18 protein-coding genes are annotated in these 18,108 nt (G+C 68.9%); 7 read left to right on the plus strand and 11 right to left on the minus strand.

Features of this window, described 5'->3' with window-relative positions; all coding sequences use genetic code 11:
• Positions 1–11: 11 nt before the first annotated feature.
• The 3 genes from HWY45_RS06305 to HWY45_RS06315 are packed head-to-tail and all read left to right on the plus strand — an operon-like array spanning position 12 to position 2,094.
• Positions 12–458: a nuclear transport factor 2 family protein gene (locus HWY45_RS06305; RefSeq protein ID WP_059557157.1), complete on the plus strand. Its 447-nt coding sequence runs from the start codon at positions 12–14 to the stop codon at positions 456–458.
• Positions 459–485: 27 nt separating this feature from the next.
• Positions 486–1,520: a hydrolase gene (locus HWY45_RS06310; protein ID WP_059557154.1), complete on the plus strand. Its 1,035-nt coding sequence runs from the start codon at positions 486–488 to the stop codon at positions 1,518–1,520.
• On the plus strand, positions 1,513–2,094 hold the full coding sequence (locus HWY45_RS06315) for a DUF2946 family protein (protein WP_059879772.1): 582 nt from the start codon (positions 1,513–1,515) through the stop codon (positions 2,092–2,094). Before HWY45_RS06310 ends, HWY45_RS06315 begins: the two co-directional genes overlap by 8 nt.
• Here the strand turns inward: HWY45_RS06315 and HWY45_RS06320 are convergent.
• Positions 2,091–3,785: a M48 family metalloprotease gene (locus HWY45_RS06320; protein ID WP_059802147.1), complete on the minus strand. Its 1,695-nt coding sequence runs from the start codon at positions 3,783–3,785 to the stop codon at positions 2,091–2,093. The genes HWY45_RS06315 and HWY45_RS06320 overlap by 4 nt on opposite strands.
• 175 nt (positions 3,786–3,960) lie before the next feature.
• On the opposite strand from HWY45_RS06320, the gene moaC reads away from it, so the two are divergent.
• Entirely contained in the window at positions 3,961–4,440 is a 480-nt protein-coding gene (gene moaC / locus HWY45_RS06325; protein WP_059557143.1) for a cyclic pyranopterin monophosphate synthase MoaC, read from the plus strand.
• A 36-nt stretch (positions 4,441–4,476) separates the two neighbouring features.
• Here moaC and HWY45_RS06330 read toward each other — a convergent pair whose 3' ends face one another.
• A complete protein-coding gene (locus HWY45_RS06330) occupies positions 4,477–5,043 on the minus strand; it encodes a DUF2939 domain-containing protein (RefSeq protein WP_059879775.1) in 567 nt (188 codons plus the stop codon).
• Between the two features lie 276 nt (positions 5,044–5,319).
• On the opposite strand from HWY45_RS06330, the gene HWY45_RS06335 reads away from it, so the two are divergent.
• Positions 5,320–6,519 carry a hypothetical protein gene (locus HWY45_RS06335; protein ID WP_059879778.1) on the plus strand — a complete coding sequence of 400 codons (1,200 nt, stop codon included), beginning with the start codon at positions 5,320–5,322 and terminating at the stop codon, positions 6,517–6,519.
• A 2-nt stretch (positions 6,520–6,521) separates the two neighbouring features.
• Here the strand turns inward: HWY45_RS06335 and HWY45_RS06340 are convergent, their stop codons facing one another.
• From HWY45_RS06340 to recA, 9 genes are all read right to left on the minus strand, one after another.
• Positions 6,522–6,869, minus strand: coding sequence for a TonB family protein (locus HWY45_RS06340; protein WP_059879779.1), 348 nt, complete (start codon positions 6,867–6,869; stop codon positions 6,522–6,524).
• A gap of 266 nt (positions 6,870–7,135) precedes the next feature.
• Positions 7,136–8,929, minus strand: a complete 1,794-nt coding sequence (locus tag HWY45_RS06345) for a PglL family O-oligosaccharyltransferase (RefSeq protein WP_059879971.1) — start codon at positions 8,927–8,929, stop codon at positions 7,136–7,138.
• A 79-nt stretch (positions 8,930–9,008) separates the two neighbouring features.
• Positions 9,009–9,590: a pilin gene (locus HWY45_RS06350; protein WP_059557127.1), complete on the minus strand. Its 582-nt coding sequence runs from the start codon at positions 9,588–9,590 to the stop codon at positions 9,009–9,011.
• Between the two features lie 99 nt (positions 9,591–9,689).
• Positions 9,690–10,400, minus strand: a complete 711-nt coding sequence (locus HWY45_RS06355; protein WP_059879782.1) for a TerC family protein — start codon at positions 10,398–10,400, stop codon at positions 9,690–9,692.
• A gap of 125 nt (positions 10,401–10,525) precedes the next feature.
• Positions 10,526–11,407, minus strand: coding sequence for a succinate--CoA ligase subunit alpha (sucD, locus tag HWY45_RS06360; protein WP_042586225.1), 882 nt, complete (start codon positions 11,405–11,407; stop codon positions 10,526–10,528).
• A 67-nt stretch (positions 11,408–11,474) separates the two neighbouring features.
• A complete protein-coding gene (gene sucC / locus HWY45_RS06365) occupies positions 11,475–12,641 on the minus strand; it encodes an ADP-forming succinate--CoA ligase subunit beta (RefSeq protein WP_017334083.1) in 1,167 nt (388 codons plus the stop codon).
• 69 nt (positions 12,642–12,710) lie between these two features.
• Entirely contained in the window at positions 12,711–13,328 is a 618-nt protein-coding gene (locus HWY45_RS06370) for a DUF2889 domain-containing protein (RefSeq protein WP_081059660.1), read from the minus strand.
• A gap of 144 nt (positions 13,329–13,472) precedes the next feature.
• A complete protein-coding gene (gene recX, locus HWY45_RS06375; RefSeq protein ID WP_059879785.1) occupies positions 13,473–14,342 on the minus strand; it encodes a recombination regulator RecX in 870 nt (289 codons plus the stop codon).
• Positions 14,342–15,412, minus strand: coding sequence for a recombinase RecA (recA, locus tag HWY45_RS06380; RefSeq protein ID WP_059879788.1), 1,071 nt, complete (start codon positions 15,410–15,412; stop codon positions 14,342–14,344). Before recA ends, recX begins: the two co-directional genes overlap by 1 nt.
• A 191-nt stretch (positions 15,413–15,603) precedes the next feature.
• On the opposite strand from recA, the gene HWY45_RS06385 reads away from it, so the two are divergent.
• Positions 15,604–16,329 carry a response regulator transcription factor gene (locus HWY45_RS06385; RefSeq protein ID WP_059566050.1) on the plus strand — a complete coding sequence of 242 codons (726 nt, stop codon included), beginning with the start codon at positions 15,604–15,606 and terminating at the stop codon, positions 16,327–16,329.
• An 18-nt stretch (positions 16,330–16,347) separates the two neighbouring features.
• Positions 16,348–17,904 (plus strand): sensor histidine kinase, encoded by a 1,557-nt coding sequence (locus HWY45_RS06390; protein ID WP_059879791.1) that lies wholly within the window; start codon positions 16,348–16,350, stop codon positions 17,902–17,904.
• Positions 17,905–18,108: the final 204 nt, after the last annotated feature.

An 18,108-nucleotide genomic window follows, 5' to 3' on the forward strand; every position in this document is an offset into this window, starting at 1 on the left:
AGATAACCCCGATGCCACGTTTTGCCCGCCTCTTCGAAGCCGCCGCCGATACGCTCAACGCCTACTACCAGGCCGTCGCCGATGCCAATCTCGACGCCCTGATGGCCTTGTGGATCGACGAGGATTTCGCCAGCTGCATCTGGGCGGACGGCGCGCATCTGCATGGCCTCGAGCAGATCCGCAGCGGGTTCGGCGCACGACTGTCCACCCAGCCCGTGACGATCGAGCCGCTCGACATCCGCGTATACGACAGCCTCGGCACCGTCGTCTACACGATTGCCGAAGCGCATCAGCAGGCCGACCTCACTGCCGAGCCCGACATGGTGTTCGCGACGTACGTGATGATCCACGAACGCGGCGAGTGGCGCATCGCGCACATCCATGCGAGCCCGATCCCCGAACAGGCGGCCGGGCAGTTCGCCGCCAAGATCCGCCACGGGCAAGGCCCGCTGCATTGAATGACTTGACGAACACGCGGGGCGATCATGAGTACGGCTTCTCCGCCCACACCGCTTGACGGGGCCCACGGCCCCGACGACGACACACTGCGCTATCGCGCACCGCGCTGGCTGCCCAACAGCCACGCGCAAACCATCGTGCCGGCGCTGTTCGCGCGACGACCGGTCGTCGCGTACCGGCGCGAGCGATGGGAAACGCCCGATCACGACTTCATCGATCTCGACTGGGTCGCGCATCTCGACAGCGCGGCGCCGCGCCCCGACGCGCCGCTGTTCGTGCTGTTCCACGGCCTCGAGGGCAGCTCCGGCTCGCACTACGCGCTCGCGCTGATGGCCACCGCGCGCGCGAAGGGCTGGCACGGCGTGGTCCCCCACTTCCGCAGCTGCAGCGGCGAAATGAACCGCCAGCCGCGCTTCTACCACCTCGCGGACAGCGCCGAGGTCGACTGGATCCTGCGCCGCCTCGCCGCGCAGCATCGCGGGCCGATCGTCGCCGCCGGCGTGTCGCTCGGCGGCAACGTGCTGCTGCGCTGGCTCGGCGAGCACCGCAGCGACACGTCGATCGTGCGCGCCGCCGCCGCGATCTCGACGCCGCTCGACGTGCACGCGGGCGGCCGTGCGCTGTCGCAGGGTTTCGCGATGGTCTACACGCGCAGCTTCCTGAAGACGCTGAAGCGCAAGGCGCTCGTCAAGCTCGAGCAGTTCCCCGGCCTGTTCGACCGCGACGCGATGCTGAAGGCCGTGACGATGCACGACTTCGACGACATCGTCACCGCGCCGCTGCACGGCTTCAGCGACGCGAACGACTACTGGACGAAGGCGACCACCCGCCCGCTGCTGCCCGCGATCGACGTGCCGACGCTGATCCTCAACGCCCGCAACGATCCGTTCCTGCCCGCATCGGCGCTGCCCGGCCCGGCGGACGTGTCGCCCGCCGTCGAGCTCGACCAGCCCGAGGACGGCGGCCATGCGGGTTTCATGACCGGGCCGTTCCCGGGCCGGCTCGACTGGCTGTCGGTGCGGGTGTTCGGCTATTGCGCCCGGTTCGTCGATCATGGATGACATCGTCAGGCAGGCGCTCGCCAAGTGGCCGGACGTGCCGCACTGCACCGGCTGGCTGCTGCTCGACCGGCGCGGCGACTGGCGCCTGCGCGACGATGCGGCGCAGGCGGCCGGCGCGCTCGGCTCGCCGATCCGCCACGCCGCGCTGATCGCGTTCATCGCCCGCAACTACGAAGCCGACGAACACGGCCAGTGGTTCTTCCAGAACGGGCCGCAGCGCGTGTACGTCGAACTCGCGTATACCCCATGGATCGTGCGGCTCGCCGAGCGGGACGGGCAGCTGGCGCTGGCCGACCAGGCCGGCCTGCCATTCGAGCCGCGCGAAGCGTGGCTCGACGATGCGGGCGGCGTGCTGTTCCGCGACGCCGGCACGCCGCCGCGCGTGGCCGCGCTGCACGATCACGACCTCGGGCTGTTCGCCGATCACGCGGATCTCGACGCGACGCCGCCCGTGCTGCGCTGGCGCGACGGCCATGCGCTGCCGCTCGGCGAGATCGCGCGCGACGACGTGCCCGCGCGCTTCGGGTTCGTCGCGAGCCCGGCCGAACGCGCCGGCAGCGCGAACGGGCCCTAGCTCCGGCCGTTCTTCTCGTCCTCGCGCTCTTCCTTGTAGCGCGCCTCGAACTCCAGCAGGCGCGCGTTGATCATCGACTGGTCGTAGAACGACACGTCCTTCGCGTCCCGCGCGTCCTTCAGCTGGCGAATCGCCGACGGCCACGCGCCGTCGAGCGCAAGCTTCTCCGCGAGCGCGCGGCGCCGCGCGAGCACGTCGCCGTGGCCGTCGCTCGCCTTCGCGAGATAGTCCCACCAGTCCGGCTGCTGCGGATCGGCCTGCGCCTGCGTGCGGGCGAGCGCCTGCGCTTCTGCGTAGCGGCGCGCGGCCAGCAGCGCCTGCAGATGCGCGACGATCGCCGCGTGCGACGCCGGCCAGCGCCGCTGCGCGAGCGCCGCGAGCCGAACCGCGTCGTCGGTGCGCCCCGCGCGGCGCGCGAGGTCCGCCGCCAGCACGTCGAGGCTCGGCGAGCTCGCGGCGGGATCGTCGTCGCGGCGCGCGCGCGCGTCGAACGCGGCGCGCGACGCGGCCAGCGCCTGGCCGGCCGCGTCGTACTGGTCGAGCAGCGTGTTCGCGAGCGCCACGCCGTACCAGTTCGCAGCGACGTTCGACGCCGTGTGGTCGTCGATCTCGAGCTGCATCCGGCGCGCCTCGGCCGCGATGTCGGTCGGCGCGCGGTTCTGCAGGATGCGCAGCCGCGCACGCACGAATCCGTACTCGGCCGACTGGTGCGGCTGGCGGTATGGCGCGCGGCGCGCGCGATCCTCCATGTCGGCGATCCGCTCGCCGGTCAGCGGGTGGGTGCGCGCATAGGCCGGCACGCCTGCGTCGCCCATCGACGCGCGGTCGAGCCGCTCGAAGAAGCCCGGCATGCCGTACGGGTCGTAGCCCGCGCCCGCGAGCAGCTGGAAGCCGACGCGGTCGGCCTCGCGTTCCGCCGAGCGCGAGAAGCGCAGCTGGTTGTCGACCGCGTACGCCTGCCCGCCCATCGCGATCGCACTGCCGAGGTCGCCGCTGCGCGCGAGCACGCCGGCCAGCACGCCGAGCAGCATCGACGCGAGCGCCGTGTAGCCGGTCTTCTCGCTCGCGCTGATCATCCGTGCGATATGCCGCTGCAGCACGTGGCCCATCTCGTGGCCGACCACCGACGCGAGCTCCGATTCCGTCTGCGTCGTGACGAACAGCCCGCTGTTGATGCCGATGAAGCCGCCCGGCATCGAGAACGCGTTGATCTGCGGGTCGCGCACCGCGAACAGGTCGAAGTCGGGCGCATAGCCGCCGATGAAGCGGGCGGCCGCCGCGGCCGCGAGCCGCGCCGCCATCGCGTTCAGGTAATCGCGGGCGAGCCAGTCGTCGAGATAGTCAGGGTCGCGCCGCACCTCGCGCATCACGCGCTCGCCGAGCCGGCGCTCGGCCTGCGGGGTCATCGCGCCGCCGGAGCCGTCGCCGAGGTCGGGCAGCTGCAGCGCGCGCAGCGGCCCGCGCAGGCTCGCGGCCGGGCCCGCGGCACGGTCGGTGCCCGAGAACCGGCTTTCGGCGCCGCCGTAGGTGCCGAACACGTCCGGCGCGATGCCGGACGGCACGGTCGAGATCGACGGCACACCGGCAGGCGCCGACTCGAGCGGCAACGCGCCCGTGCGCTGCGCGAAGCCGTCGGGCGGCAGCGTCAGGGCCGCCGACAGCAACACGACGAGCAACTGTTTGACACGCATGGCAGGATGATGGCGACGCCGTCCCGCGCGCAGCGCGCGCTTCGCGGCGATTGGTATGAATATCGTGGCCATTGTACCGGCGGCGCGGCAGCTGTCCCGCTCGGCCGGCGCGCCAACTGCGCGCCGGCGCCGCGCACGCCGCTGCTATGATAGGCGCCCGTTGAAGGAGCACGACATGTCTGGACTCACCCACTTCGATGCCGCCGGCCACGCACATATGGTCGACGTCGGCGACAAGCAGGAAACGCGGCGCATCGCCGTCGCACGCGGCACGATCCGGATGCTGCCGGCCACGTTCGAACTGATCCGCGACGGCAAGGCGAAGAAAGGCGACGTGCTCGGCGTCGCGCGCATCGCGGCGATCCAGGGCGCGAAGCGCACCGCCGACCTGATTCCGCTGTGCCATCCGCTCGCGCTGACCCGCGTGGCCGTCGATTTCGAACTCGACGACGCGCTGCCGGGCGTGCATTGCGTCGCGCAGGTCGAGACGCTCGGGCGCACCGGGGTCGAGATGGAGGCGCTCACCGCGGTACAGGTCGGCCTGCTGACCGTGTACGACATGTGCAAGGCCGTCGATCGCGGAATGGTGATCACCGAGGTGAGCGTGCGCGAGAAGCGCGGCGGGAAGTCGGGGGACTGGAAGGCGCAGGCGTAAGGCCCCCGACCTCGAAGCCGGGCCTTCCCCGGCTGGTCAATTGCCCCCTGTCACGCTGGGCGGAAGCGTGACGCCCGACAGCTTCCACGACCATAACCCCTGGCGTTTGAAGATAAAGTCGATCGGTTCGTCCTGGTCACGCTGCGCCGTCACGGCAACCGTCGACCAGTTTCGATACCTGACCGAATAAGCGACGCGGCTCGCATCCGGCGTCGGCGCCGCAGCGGACGCCGGCGCGGCGGCAGGCCCGCCCGGCTGCCTGGAGCTCGCATCGGCCATCATGTGCATCACGCCGGCCGGCGTCACCATCGTATCGATAAACTGGTTGACGACACTCACGCCGAGCATCAAGCCGATATCGGCGAATGGATTTTGCTTGAGTTGCGGGTCGCTGGACAGCTTGTTTTGCATCACCATCGTGAACTGCGTCCGCAAGCTTTCGCGAAATGCCGGAAAATCGACGTTGGAAGAAAATGCGTCGTAATCCTTTTCGATAATGTCCGATCGCATCGAGTGAAGCGTCATGTATGGGCTGGCATAGCTGGCGACCGCGCCCAGCACCACGATAGCCCCCGCAACCGCCATCAGCGATTTTTTCTTCATGGTCTCTCTCGTCTCTATTGGAGTTTCGGCAGTTTATCGAAATCCGCCGGGCGGCATACGGACGCCCGAACGCCTGTGAACCGGCGGCTTGTCTTCCATTCGCGCGTGTGTAGAATTCGGAAAAAATTGAATTCATGACAACGCTGCGGCGTTTCATGGCTCATTCGAACAATCTGGTGAACCCGGTCGAAGGCCGCTTCGCAAATACCGAAGCGGCCTTTGTTTTGATTTAAACGAACGCAAGCGGCGCCCCTGCCCGAAAGATCCGATCCCGCCATGAACAACACGCTGAAACGCGCCACGCTGACGCTTGGCCTGCTCGCCGCTTCGTCCGTCGCCTTCGCGGCAGGCACCTGCCCCGCCGCCGACACGGCCGCCCGCGCGGCACTCGACGCACAGCGCCGCCTGCAGCAGATCCCCAGCCCGCAGAGCGCCGACGGCGACGCCGGCGTGTTGCCCGCGCAGCGCGACGCGATCCGCGCGTACAAGCAGGCGCTGGTCGGCGCGCTCGACGCACGGCTCGCATGCAGCGACGAGCGCATCGAACCGGCGGCGCTGCAGCGTACGCTCGCCGCCGCGCTCACCGCGCCCGCCGCCAAGCCGCAATCGAAGGGCAACGATTCCCCGTTCGGCGCGGACCTCGCCGTGCATGTCGAACGCGCCGCCGCGCCGCGTCCGGTCATGTTCGTGCGCGCCAGCTTCGGCATCACGTGCGGCGACGACAACCTGCTTGCCGGATACGCGTGGGAAGGCGGCGGCTGGCGGCGCGTGCTGCGCTGGCAGGCCGACGACTACCCGGACATCTCCGGCGCGTACGGCGGCGGCTACCAGTTCGCGCCGCTGCCGGGCGGGCAGATCCTGATCGTGCACGGAACGCCGTGGTGCTCGTCGCGCTGGAGCGTGTTCGGCGCCGACGTCGTCATGCCGGCCGGCGGCACGGCCGCGCAACGCACGCTGTTTCACCTCCGTCAGGGCTACGCGATCGACGACGACGGCGTGCGGGTGAAAGCGCGCCCCGACGGCTTCGAGCTGCGGATGACGGTCGGCTCGCTCGACAGCGACGTGATGACGCGCGCCGGCATCTACCGCTACCGCATCGATGGCGACACCGTGCGCCGCGTCCAGCCCGCCGCCGCGAACGGCCGGGACTTCGTCGACGAATGGCTGAAAGTGGACGACGCGCTCGCGCGCGAATGGAGCGACCCGGCGGCGGCCGCCGCCGCGCTGAAGGCGCGGCAGGCGCTCAACGAACGACGCAAGGCGCCCGATACGTCGTTCGCGTACGGGCCGGTGCGCGGGTGCTCGGCCGCGAAGGACCGCTACCAGGTCGAGATCGCGCTGACCGGCAAGTCAGACAAGCCCGTTGCAGCGCGTTACGCGCTGATCCGGCAGGAAGCCAACGGCTTCACGCTGCTCGGCCTGCAGGACGCGCCGGAGCCGAGTTGCCGCGGCGCGAACCTGATGCCGCGCCGCTGACGTCAATTGCCGCGCCGCGGCTCGAACACGAACGGCTGCGTCAGCGTGAACGGGTTCGCCGCGGGCCCGGTCTGCGTGCAGGTGGCGCGCGACATCGCGTCGGCCGCGGCCCGGTCTGCCGCGGCATTGCGGCTGCTGGTCGTGACCGTCACGTTTTCCGCCACCCCGGAGGTCGTCATCAGCGCCCGCACCAGCACCGTCGCGGGACGCGCGAGCGGCTTCGCCGTGTCCGGATAGACGGCGCGCGGGATAGTGCAGGTCAGCTTGCTGTCTTGCAGCGACGACGCCGCGCAGCCGGCGAGCAGCGCGGCGACGACGGGCAGCGCAAGGTAGGTCGGGCAGTTAGCCATGTTCGAGTTGGAGTCTGTTGTATTGCTTCGGGACGAGCCGCCGCGCGCCTGTGTTCCCCGAGGCTGCGACGACCGGATGCTGCCGCCGGCGATACCCGTCCGGATCGACGGGCATCGCGACGCTTGCGCGCATTGTGCGCGCGCTGCCCGGCCGGCGGCGGCGATTTGACGATACTTGACGCCAATCCGTGCAGACCGCCCGGAATGCGCGATCTGCACGGTAATCGATGCGGCGCCGACCGCGCCGGGCCGATCGGCGGGCGGGCTTAGTCGGCGTCCTCGTCGTCCGAGTCGTCGAGCGCGTCGGCCGGCACTTCGCCGTACTTCGCGACCAGCGTCGCCTTGAACGCCTTCAGCGACGGCTGCTCGTCGCACAGCTTGTACAGCGCCGCGAGCTGCTGCGGCCAGTCCTTCAGCTCCTTCGCGAATACGTGCAGGCGCACGACCGTATCGAGCGCGTCGGCCTCGCGGCCGTCCAGCGCCTGCAGCACCGCATAGCGGCGCAGCACGGTCTCGCCGGGCAGCAGCGCGATTGCGCGTTCATGCGCCGCGAGCTTCGCCGGCAGCGCGTCGCGCGAGATCGTGAGCAGCGTCGCCGCGCCATAGTCGCCCCACGCGCCGAACAGCAGCGACGGCGCATCGCGATACTGCGCGGCCGGGTCGCTGCCGTAATACAGCACTTCCGCGCGCTGGTAGTCGCGCAGCACCGGCACCACCGCCAGCAGGCCGCCGAACGTCAGCACCGCAAACAGCCCGAACGCCGCGCCGCTCGGCACGATGCGCAGCGGCTTCACCTCGAGCAGGCCGATCACGAACATCACCGGCAGCAGGAAAAACATGTACTGCTGCGGATACTCGACGAGCGCATGCATCAGCACGATGCCGACCAGCGCGAAACCGAACACGCGCGCGCTCGACTGCGGCGCGCGGGCCGCACGCACGAACCACAGCACGAGCGTGACGAGCAGCACGCCGAGGCCGATCGCGCCGGACTTCGCGAGCAGGTCGATGAAGATGTCGTGCGAGTTGTTCGCGATCTCGACGCCGCCGAGCGCGCGCGCGAGCGCGAACTGGTGCGACGGGAATTCGCCCCAGCCGACGCCGAGCAGCGGATGCTCGCGGAACATCGTGAGCCCGTACTTCCACAGCGCGAGGCGCGGCGCGATCTGCCCGGCATCGCGCATCCGTTCGGCCGCCGACTCCGCGAGATTCAGGTGGTAGTGCACGTTGGCCCAGCGCACGGCGCCGTTCACCGCGACGAACACGGCAAGCAGCAGCACGGGCATCAGCCATGCGCGTGCGCGCACGTTGGCCGGCACGCCCGGCTTGCCGCGCGATTCGGCCCAGGCCATCCAGAAGCCGGCCACCGCCATCACCGCGACCTGCAGCCACGGCCCGCGCGACACCGTCAGCGCGAGCCCGCCCGACAGCACGACGGACAGCAGGAGCCACGCCCACGCGGCGAGCCGGCGCGTCTGCACGAGATACAGCGCGCCGGCGAGCGCGAACGCGATGTAGGTGGCCAGGTGGTTCGCCTGCGCCATGTTGCCGTACGGCCGGCGGTCGACCGCGATGTTGTACACCACGACGAAGGGCGTCAGCGCCGACTCGAAGCGGAACAACTGCACGACCTGGCAGAACACGGCGAACACGCCGCCGATCAGCAGCGCGCCCGCCATCATCCGCGCGGCCGATTCGGCAAGCTGCTCGCGCGCCAGCACGTAACCGGCCTGCATCGCGACCAGCGCCGCGCCGAGATAGCCGACCGCGAGCCAGTTCATCGACGGCACCCGCAACGGCATCAGCGCGACCTGCGCGACGAGCACGGCCGCGAAGGCGAGCGGCGCGGCGAACGCGGCCGGCGCCGCGAACGGCGCGGCCGGACGGCTCGCGCGCACCAGCAGGATCGCGGTCGCGCCCAGCAGCAGGTACAGCACCAGCGCGGAAAACTCGGAATAGAACGTCGGAATCGGATACGTGTGATTCGTGATCGCGTAAGGCACGATCATGGCAACCGCCAGCGCGACGAGCGGCAACGAGCGGGAAAAAGAAGTGGGCATGAGCAAACCGGAGATCAGCAACCGGCGCACTATACAAAACTTTCCCCGCTCTGTGCGGCGCGGTGGCGCGGAACGCACGCTACGCGCGACACTCCGCCGGCGCGTACCTGGCCGGCAGCGTCGCGCCGTCGGCCGGCAGCGGCCCCGCGCCCGGCGCCGGCAGCGACGACGCCTGCTTGCCGGCGGCGAAGCACTCCCACGTGATCGCGCCGGCCTGCATCGCGCCCTTCTTGAGCGCGACCCGGGCCGTCGGCGCATCGGCCTTGTCGGGCGCCGACGGCACCAGCACGAGCGTGTTCGTGCCGGCGGCCGCCACGCGAGCGGTAAAGACGACCGAAATCTGGCCCGTGTCGTCGTCGATCTGCACCGACTCGACGTTGCGGGTGGCGGCCGGCGGGCTGTAGCCGCCGCCGAGGCCCGCGCCGCTCGCCGCGTTGTCCGCGACCGCGAGCCGCGCGGACGATGCGAGCGCGAGCCCCTCGCCGACGCGCGAGCGCGCAAGGTAATCCTGGTAGGCGGGAATCGCATAGGCGGCAATGACGCCGACGATCGCCAGCACGATCATCAGCTCGATCAGCGTGAAACCGGCGGGACGCCGGCGCGCGCGCTGCAGATCGACGGCGAAACGGCGGAACAGGGAAACGGAAAAGGCTTCGAACATGACAGGCTCCGGAAACGAAAAACGCCTGCCGATCCAGGCAGGCGTTTCGATCGTAGCCAGCGGGCCGTGCGGCCGGCAGTCGGCCGGACGGCCAACGCGTCAGTGCGAACCGGATGCCCCCGACGCGCGGCGCTTCCTCAGCGCGTAGCCGGCCGCGACGACGAGCAGCGCGCCGGCGATGCTCGCGCCATGGATCGCCGCCGGCGTGTCGAGCAGCGGCCAGCGGTCGCCGGCCGGGTCGTTCACCATCAGCCCGCCGGCGATCCAGCCGAGCAGCCCCGCGCCGAGCGTGACGACTACGGGGAAGCGGTCGAGCATCTTCAGCACCAGCGTGCTGCCCCACACGATGATCGGCACGCTGACGACGAGCCCGAAGATCACGAGCGCGAGCCGGTGCTCGGGGTCGGCCCGCTCCGCCGCGCCGGCGATCGCGATCACGTTGTCGAGGCTCATCACCGCGTCGGCGATCACGATCGTCTTCACGGCCGCCCACAGCTTGTCGGCCGGCTTGATGCCGTCGTGCGCGTCGGCGGCCGGCGCCATCAGCTTGATGCCGATCCACAGCAGCAGCACGCCGCCCGCGAATTTCAGGAACGGCACGTCGAGCAGCACGACCGCAAACGCGATCAGCACGACCCGCAGCGCGATCGCGCCGGCAGTGCCCCAGATCACGCCGCGCAACCGCTGGCTCGCCGGCAGGTTGCGGCACGCGAGCGCGATCACGACCGCGTTGTCGCCGCCGAGCAGGATGTCGATGACGACGATCTGGAGCACGGCGCCCCAATGAAGCGTGGACAGGAATTCGAGCATGGGCAAAAGCGGGAAGAAAAGTCGGCCTGGCGGATGCGGCCCGGCCTCAGGACGGCATGCCGCGAGCGTAACAAAAAAAACGCCGGCAAAGCCGGCGTTTTCTGCAGGACGAACCCACGCGGAATTTACAGCGCCTTCTTCAGCAGGCGGCCCATTTCCGACGGGTTGCGCGTGACGGTGATGCCGCACGCTTCCATGATTTCCAGCTTCGCTTCGGCCGTATCCGCACCGCCCGAGATCAGCGCGCCGGCGTGGCCCATGCGCTTGCCCGGAGGCGCCGTGACGCCCGCGATGAAGCCGACGACCGGCTTCTTCATGTTGTCCTTGATCCACTGCGCGGCGTTCGCTTCGTCCGGACCGCCGATTTCGCCGATCATCACGACCGCATCCGTATCCGGATCGTCGTTGAACATCTTCATCACGTCGATGTGCTTCAGACCGTTGATCGGGTCGCCGCCGATGCCGACTGCCGACGACTGGCCGAGGCCCAGTGCCGTCAGCTGCGCAACCGCTTCATACGTCAGCGTGCCCGAACGCGACACGACGCCGATGCGGCCCTTGCGGTGGATGTGGCCCGGCATGATGCCGATCTTCAGTTCGTCCGGCGTGATCGTGCCCGGGCAGTTCGGCCCGAGCAGCAGCGTCTTGCGGCCTTCGCGGCGCATGCGGTCCTTCACTTCGATCATGTCGCGCACGGGAATGCCTTCCGTGATGCAGATCGCGAGATCCAGGTCGGCTTCGACCGCTTCCCAGATCGCAGCCGCTGCGCCTGCCGGCGGAACGTAGATGACCGACACGGTCGCGCCGGTTTCTTCCTTCGCTTCCTTGACGCTTGCGTAGATCGGAATGCCTTCGAAATCCTCGCCGGCCTTCTTCGGGTTCACGCCCGCGACGAATGCTTCGCGGCCGTTTGCATATTCACGGCAGGCGCGCGTGTGGAATTGACCGGTTTTGCCGGTAATGCCCTGCGTGATGACCTTCGTGTCCTTGTTGATCAGAATCGACATGTATTTTGACCTCTGTTCGATTGGCGTCGCGTGTCAGCCGCGCCGCCATGCGTATTCGACGATAGCGTTACTTGCCTTCGGCAGCCGCGACGACCTTCTGCGCAGCCTCTTCCATGCTGTCCGCCGAGATGATCGGCAGGCCCGAATCGGCCAGCATCTTCTTGCCGAGGTCCTCGTTCGTGCCCTTCATGCGCACGACGAGCGGCACGTTCAGGTTCACGGCCTTCGAACCGGCGATCACGCCTTCCGCGATCACGTCGCAGCGCATGATGCCGCCGAAGATGTTCACGAGGATCGCCTTCAGGTCCGGGTTCTTCAGCATCAGCTTGAACGCTTCCGTGACCTTCTCGGTCGTCGCGCCACCGCCGACGTCGAGGAAGTTCGCCGGCTCGCCGCCGAACAGCTTGATCGTGTCCATCGTCGCCATCGCGAGGCCCGCGCCGTTCACGAGGCAGCCGATGTTGCCGTCGAGCGAGATGTACGCGAGGTCGAACTTCGACGCTTCGATTTCAGCCGGATCTTCTTCGTCCAGGTCGCGGTACGCGACGATTTCCGGGTGGCGGAACAGCGCGTTCGAGTCGAAGTTGAACTTCGCGTCGAGTGCGATGACCTTGCCGTCGCCGGAGACGTTCAGCGGGTTGATTTCAGCCAGCGACGCGTCGGTTTCCCAGAATGCCTTGTACAGGCCTTGCAGGATGGCACGCGCTTGCGGAATCGAAGCAGCCGGCACGCCGATCTTCGCGGCGAGGTCGTCGGCCTGGGCGTCGAGCAGGCCGGTCGACGGCTCGACGATGACCTTGTGGATCAGTTCCGGGTGCTTTTCGGCAACTTCCTCGATGTCCATGCCGCCTTCGCTCGAACCCATCAGAACGATCTTTTGCGACACGCGATCGACGACGAGGCTGACATACAGTTCCTGCTTGATGTCGGCGCCTTCTTCGATCATCAGACGGTTGACCTTCTGGCCTTCCGGACCGGTCTGGTGCGTGACGAGCTGCATGCCGAGGATCTGGTTCGCGTATTCGCGGACCTGCTCGATCGACTTCGCCACCTTCACGCCGCCGCCCTTGCCACGGCCACCCGCGTGAATCTGAGCCTTCACGACCCATACCGGGCCGCCGAGCTCTTCCGCCACCTTGACGGCTTCGTCAACCGAGAACGCCGGCTTGCCGCGCGGTACCGCGACTCCGAATTTCCGCAGGATTTCCTTACCCTGGTACTCGTGAATCTTCATGCGTGATTCCCTTCAGTCTGAGAGTTGGATGAAAAGTCGCTTAAGGACGCTTCTTCGAATGATTTCCGTTCATTCCTTCGTGCCGTCCCCAACGGGCATGTCCGATTCCGGCCGGCTCGCGCCATACCAGCGCGGGTAGAACTGCTGCACCACCTCGCCGTCGAACCGGAGCGCGCGGCAGCGGCCCAGCTGGAACGGCGGCTCGGCGGGCGCGCCGTCGTCATGATCCGGCCGCTCGCCGCCGCCTTCCTGCACGCTCCACACGTCGCCGGCGAACGCCTGGATCGCCGCCGTCGGCAGCACGGCGCACAGCTCGGTGAGATGGGAGCAGCCCGCGACGCCGGACAGGAGCCGGTTCGCATCGCGGCGGAAGTGACGGAAGAGATTGAGCCCGACGAGGGCCCGATAGGCGGGATTGGCGGACTGGCAGTGGCCCGGATATGGCACCCATTCCGACGACGCTTCGGCGTCGACGATATTGAGGTCACGATCGATGGTCACGCGCAGCCAGAGTTCATGAATCGGCAGGCCGTTCGGCCGGATGCCCGATGCAAGCGCGACGTCGCGCGGCTTGTGATCGGTCAGGCAGGCTTCGATGTCCCACAAGCCGTCTTCGCGCTCGTAGGCTTCCGCTCGGATTGCGCGTCGATGTCGCAACTGACGGGGCACGGGCTCGGATAGCGGCATGCTGGAGGTTGAGGCCGAAGAGGAAAACCCGAGGATTTTAGCATATCGGGTATTTGAGACAGTTTGCCGCAACGGGGGGTATTCCCGTGTGTCGGGAAGCCGTTGCAATGCAGCAAAATCGCGCGCCGCGCGCGAGCGGAATGCTCAGTCGACGCCGAACAATTCGTCGCCGCACTTGAGCAACTTCACGATGGTCGCGCTCGAGAAGCCGCGCGCGGCCAGGAAGCGTGCCTGCTTCGCGCGCTCGGCGGGCGTTTGCGGCAGTGCACCGAATTTCTTGCGCCAGACGGCCTGCGCACGCGCCCATTCGGTCTCGCGAAGCTGCGCATTCACCTCCTCGACGAGCGCATCGCCAACTGCATGGCGCTTCAGCTCGTTGACGATCCGCGCGGCCCCGACACGCGACGCGCGGCGATGCACGAGACTCTCGGCGAAACGCGCGTCGGACAGCCAGCCGTCCTGCTCCAGCGCATCCAGCACCGGCTCGACGGACTCGTCCTCGCCGGCATAGGGCGCGAGCTTGCGCGCGAGTTCGGCGCGGCTGTACTCGCGCCGGGACAGGTAGCCGAGCGCGCGGCCCTTCAGCGAGCGGGCCGGTTTCGATGACGATGCCCGGGTGGACGCGCCGGCCCCTGCTTCGGCTTCGGCGCCGGAGCGCGCGCCGGATGGCCGGCGCGTGCGGCGCGGATTCTGGCTCGTGCGGGTATAGACGTCTTCCGTCGCCGCCCCGGAGGCGGCGGACGCGCGATCGCGCGGGAAGGCGACACCGGACCCGCGGCGGCGCGCCCGGTCGTGCGCGTCGAACGACTCGTCGTGTTCGAACGGATCGTCCGGTGCGCTGATCTCAAACGAAACGAGGGCATCGTCGGATGCCCTCGTCGCGGTGCGGTTCGCGGCTTGCGCCGCGGACCGCCGGCCGGTGCCGGGGGAGGCAGCGCGCCGGCCGGAGCCGCCCGGCGCATCGCGCCCGTCGTGCTCCTTCGGCTCGCCCGCATCATCCCGGCGCCTGACCATCACTCTTCTTCGTCCATCGCCTCGGCTTCGTTGCCTGCGCCATCGGGCATCGCGGCGACGCCGAGCGATTCGCGAATGCGGTTCTCGATCTCGCGTGCGATTTCCGGATTCTCGCGCAGGAATTCACGCGCGTTGTCCTTGCCCTGGCCGATCTTCTCGCCGTTGTAGCTGTACCAGGCGCCCGCCTTGTCGACGATCTTCGCCTGCACGCCGAGGTCGATGATCTCGCCCTGACGCGAGATGCCCTCGCCGTACAGGATGTCGAAGATCGCTTCGCGGAACGGCGGCGACACCTTGTTCTTGACGACCTTCACGCGGGTTTCGTTGCCGATCACCTCGTCGTTCTTCTTGATCGAGCCGATCCGGCGGATGTCGAGACGCACCGACGCATAAAACTTGAGCGCGTTGCCGCCCGTCGTGGTTTCCGGGTTGCCGAACATCACGCCGATCTTCATACGAATCTGGTTGATGAAGATCACGAGGCAGTTCGTGCGCTTGATCGTGCCGGTCAGCTTGCGCAGCGCCTGCGACATCAGGCGGGCCTGCAGGCCCGGCAGCGAATCGCCCATCTCGCCTTCGATTTCGGCCTTCGGCACGAGCGCCGCGACCGAGTCGATGACGATCATGTCGATCGAGCCCGAGCGCACCAGCGCGTCGGTGATTTCCAGCGCCTGCTCGCCGGTGTCCGGCTGCGAGATCAGCAGCTCCGGCACGTTCACGCCAAGCTTCGACGCATATTGAACGTCGAGCGCGTGCTCGGCGTCGATGAACGCGGCCGTGCCGCCCAGCTTCTGCAGCTCGGCGATCACCTGCAGCGTCAGCGTGGTCTTGCCCGACGATTCCGGACCGTAGATCTCGACCACGCGGCCGCGCGGCAGGCCGCCGACGCCGAGCGCGATATCGAGACCCAGCGAGCCCGTGGACACGACCTGGATGTCCTCGGCCGCCTCGCCGTCGCCCATGCGCATGATCGACCCTTTGCCGAACTGCTTCTCGATCTGCGCGAGCGCGGCGGCCAGCGCCTTGCTCTTCTCGGCAGTCAGCCCGGAGCCTTTCTTGCTATCTTCCATGAATCGTCCTTTGCTATGATGAGCAGCGTCTGATATAGGTGCGCCGGTTTCGATCCGCAGCGCGCGAATGCAGACACTGTATAAAAAAACAGTGTTTTGTGCAAGCCCGCAATGCGGGGCGTGCAACACACGAACCACTTCGGAGACAGCCGCGCCGGCGCGTGTCGCCCCGCCGGCCACCGGTCACGCACATGCGAATTCTCATCGCCGAAGATGACAGCATACTCGCGGACGGCCTCACCCGGTCACTCCGCCAATCGGGCTATGCGGTCGACCACGTGAAGAACGGCGTCGAGGCCGACACGGCCCTGTCGATGCAGTCGTTCGACCTGTTGATCCTCGATCTCGGCCTGCCGAAGATGCCCGGCCTCGACGTGCTGAAGCGCCTGCGCGCGCGCAATTCCAACCTCCCCGTGCTGATCCTGACCGCCGCCGACAGCGTCGACGAGCGCGTGAAGGGCCTCGACCTCGGCGCCGACGACTACATGGCCAAGCCGTTCGCGCTCAACGAGCTCGAGGCGCGCGTGCGTGCGCTGACCCGGCGCGGCGCGGGCGGCGGCCCGACCGTCGTGCGGCACGGTTCGCTCGCGTTCGACCAGGTCGGCCGCATCGCATACGCGAACGACCGCGTGCTCGACCTTTCCGCGCGCGAGCTCGGCCTGCTCGAGGTGCTGCTGCAGCGGATCGGCCGCCTCGTGTCGAAGGAGCAGCTCGTCGACCATCTCTGCGAATGGGGCGAGGAAGTCAGCAACAACGCGATCGAAGTCTACGTGCACCGGCTGCGCAAGAAGATCGAGCCGAGCGGCGTGCGGATCGCCACCGTGCGCGGCCTCGGCTACTGCCTCGAGAAAGCCGCCCCCGCGAGCCCCGCCGACGCGGCGGCGCCGCAGCCCGCGCCGGCCGGCACGCCGCGCTGACGGCCGGCCGTCGCCGCCATGGCCACGCCGGCCCAGCCCCGCCACCCGAGCGGCGAACCCGCTTCCGCCGCCGACGCCGCGCGCGACGCGCACTACGAGAACCCGTTCGCGCCGCCCGACGAGACCGACCCGCCCGACCCCGCGCGGCCGCGCTCGCTGTTCGGCGAGATCCTCGACTGGATGCTCGCGCCGCTCCTGCTGCTGTGGCCGATGAGCATCGCCGTCACCTATCTGGTGGCGAAGACGATCGCGAACGGGCCGTTCGACCGCGCGCTCGAGACCAACGCGTACGTGCTCGCGCGACAGATCCATCCCGTCAACGGCGTCGCCGAGCTGACGCTGCCGCAGGCGACGCGCGACTTCCTGCGCGCAGACAACGTCGACAGCGTTTACTTCCAGGTGCTCGGCGCGCGCGGCGAGCTGGTCGCCGGCGAAGCCGACCTGCCGCTGCCACGCGACGAGGATCGCCCGCCGCCGGGCGTCGTCGTATTCCGCGACGACCTGCTGCGCGGCAACGACGTGCGCGTCGCGTATACAACCGTCGCGCTGCCGCAGGCGAGCGGCACGCAGCCGGTGCTCGTGCAGGTCGGCGAGACGCTCGACAAGCGCAACGCGCTCGCGAACGACATCATCAAGGGCGTGATCCTGCCGCAGTTCGTGATCCTGCCGCTCGCGATCCTGCTCGTGTGGTTCGGGCTGTCGCGCGGGCTCGCGCCGCTCAACGCGCTGCAGGCGCACATCCGCGCGCGGCGGCCGGACGACCTGTCGCCGGTCGAGGCGCAGCGCGCGCCGCCGGAGATCGAGCCGCTCGTCACGTCGTTCAACGACCTGCTCGCGCGCCTCGAGCAGAACATGGCGCTGCAGAAGCGCTTCATCGCCGACGCCGCGCACCAGATGAAGACGCCGCTCGCCGGGCTGCGCACACAGGCGGAATTTGCGCTGCGCCACCCCGTGCCGGCCGACGTGCAGCGCTCGCTCGAACAGATCGCGACGAGCTCCGAGCAGGCCGCGCGGCTCGTCACGCAGCTGCTCGCGCTCGCGCGCGCCGAGAACCGCGCGAGCGGGCTGACGTTCGCGCCCGTCGAGATCGGCGCGCTCGCGCGGCGCGCGGTGCGCGACTGGGTGCAGGCCGCGCTCGCGAAACGCATGGACCTCGGCTACGAGGGCCCGGACGCCGGCGACGACGGCGCGCCGCTCGACGTCGCCGGCAACCCGCTGATGCTGCGCGAGATGCTCGGCAACCTGATCGACAACGCGATCCGCTATACGCCGGAAGGCGGCCGCATCACCGTGCGCGTGCGCGCCGAGCGCGCCGCGGGGTGCGTGCACCTCGAAGTCGAGGACACCGGCCCCGGCATTCCGGCCGCCGAACGCGAGCGCGTGCTCGAGCGCTTCTACCGGATTCTCGGCCGCGAAGGCGACGGCAGCGGCCTCGGGCTCGCGATCGTACGCGAGATCGTCGCGCAGCACGGCGGCACGCTGACGCTCGACGACCATGTCTACCAGGCGACGCCGCGCCTCGCCGGCACGCTCGTGCGCGTGACCCTGCCATTGGATGCGCCGGCCCCGGAGTAACCCTGACGTGCGCCGCAGCATCTTGCCGCGATAACGCGACTTGCGCGAACTTGCAGGCCGTTCGCAGAACGATCGAAGAAAAAGGATGCCCCTCCACCACGGGTTAACGTGCACGCGCCGGGCGCCCGCGAGTCAGTGCGCCGTAAGTTTGCCCGCCAATAATCGTCGACAGGCTCGCTCCACGAGGCGGCCGCACACCTATAT

Origin of the sequence: Burkholderia stagnalis, assembly GCF_902830275.1 — a bacterium.
Taxonomy (GTDB): Bacteria; Pseudomonadota; Gammaproteobacteria; order Burkholderiales; family Burkholderiaceae; genus Burkholderia; species Burkholderia stagnalis.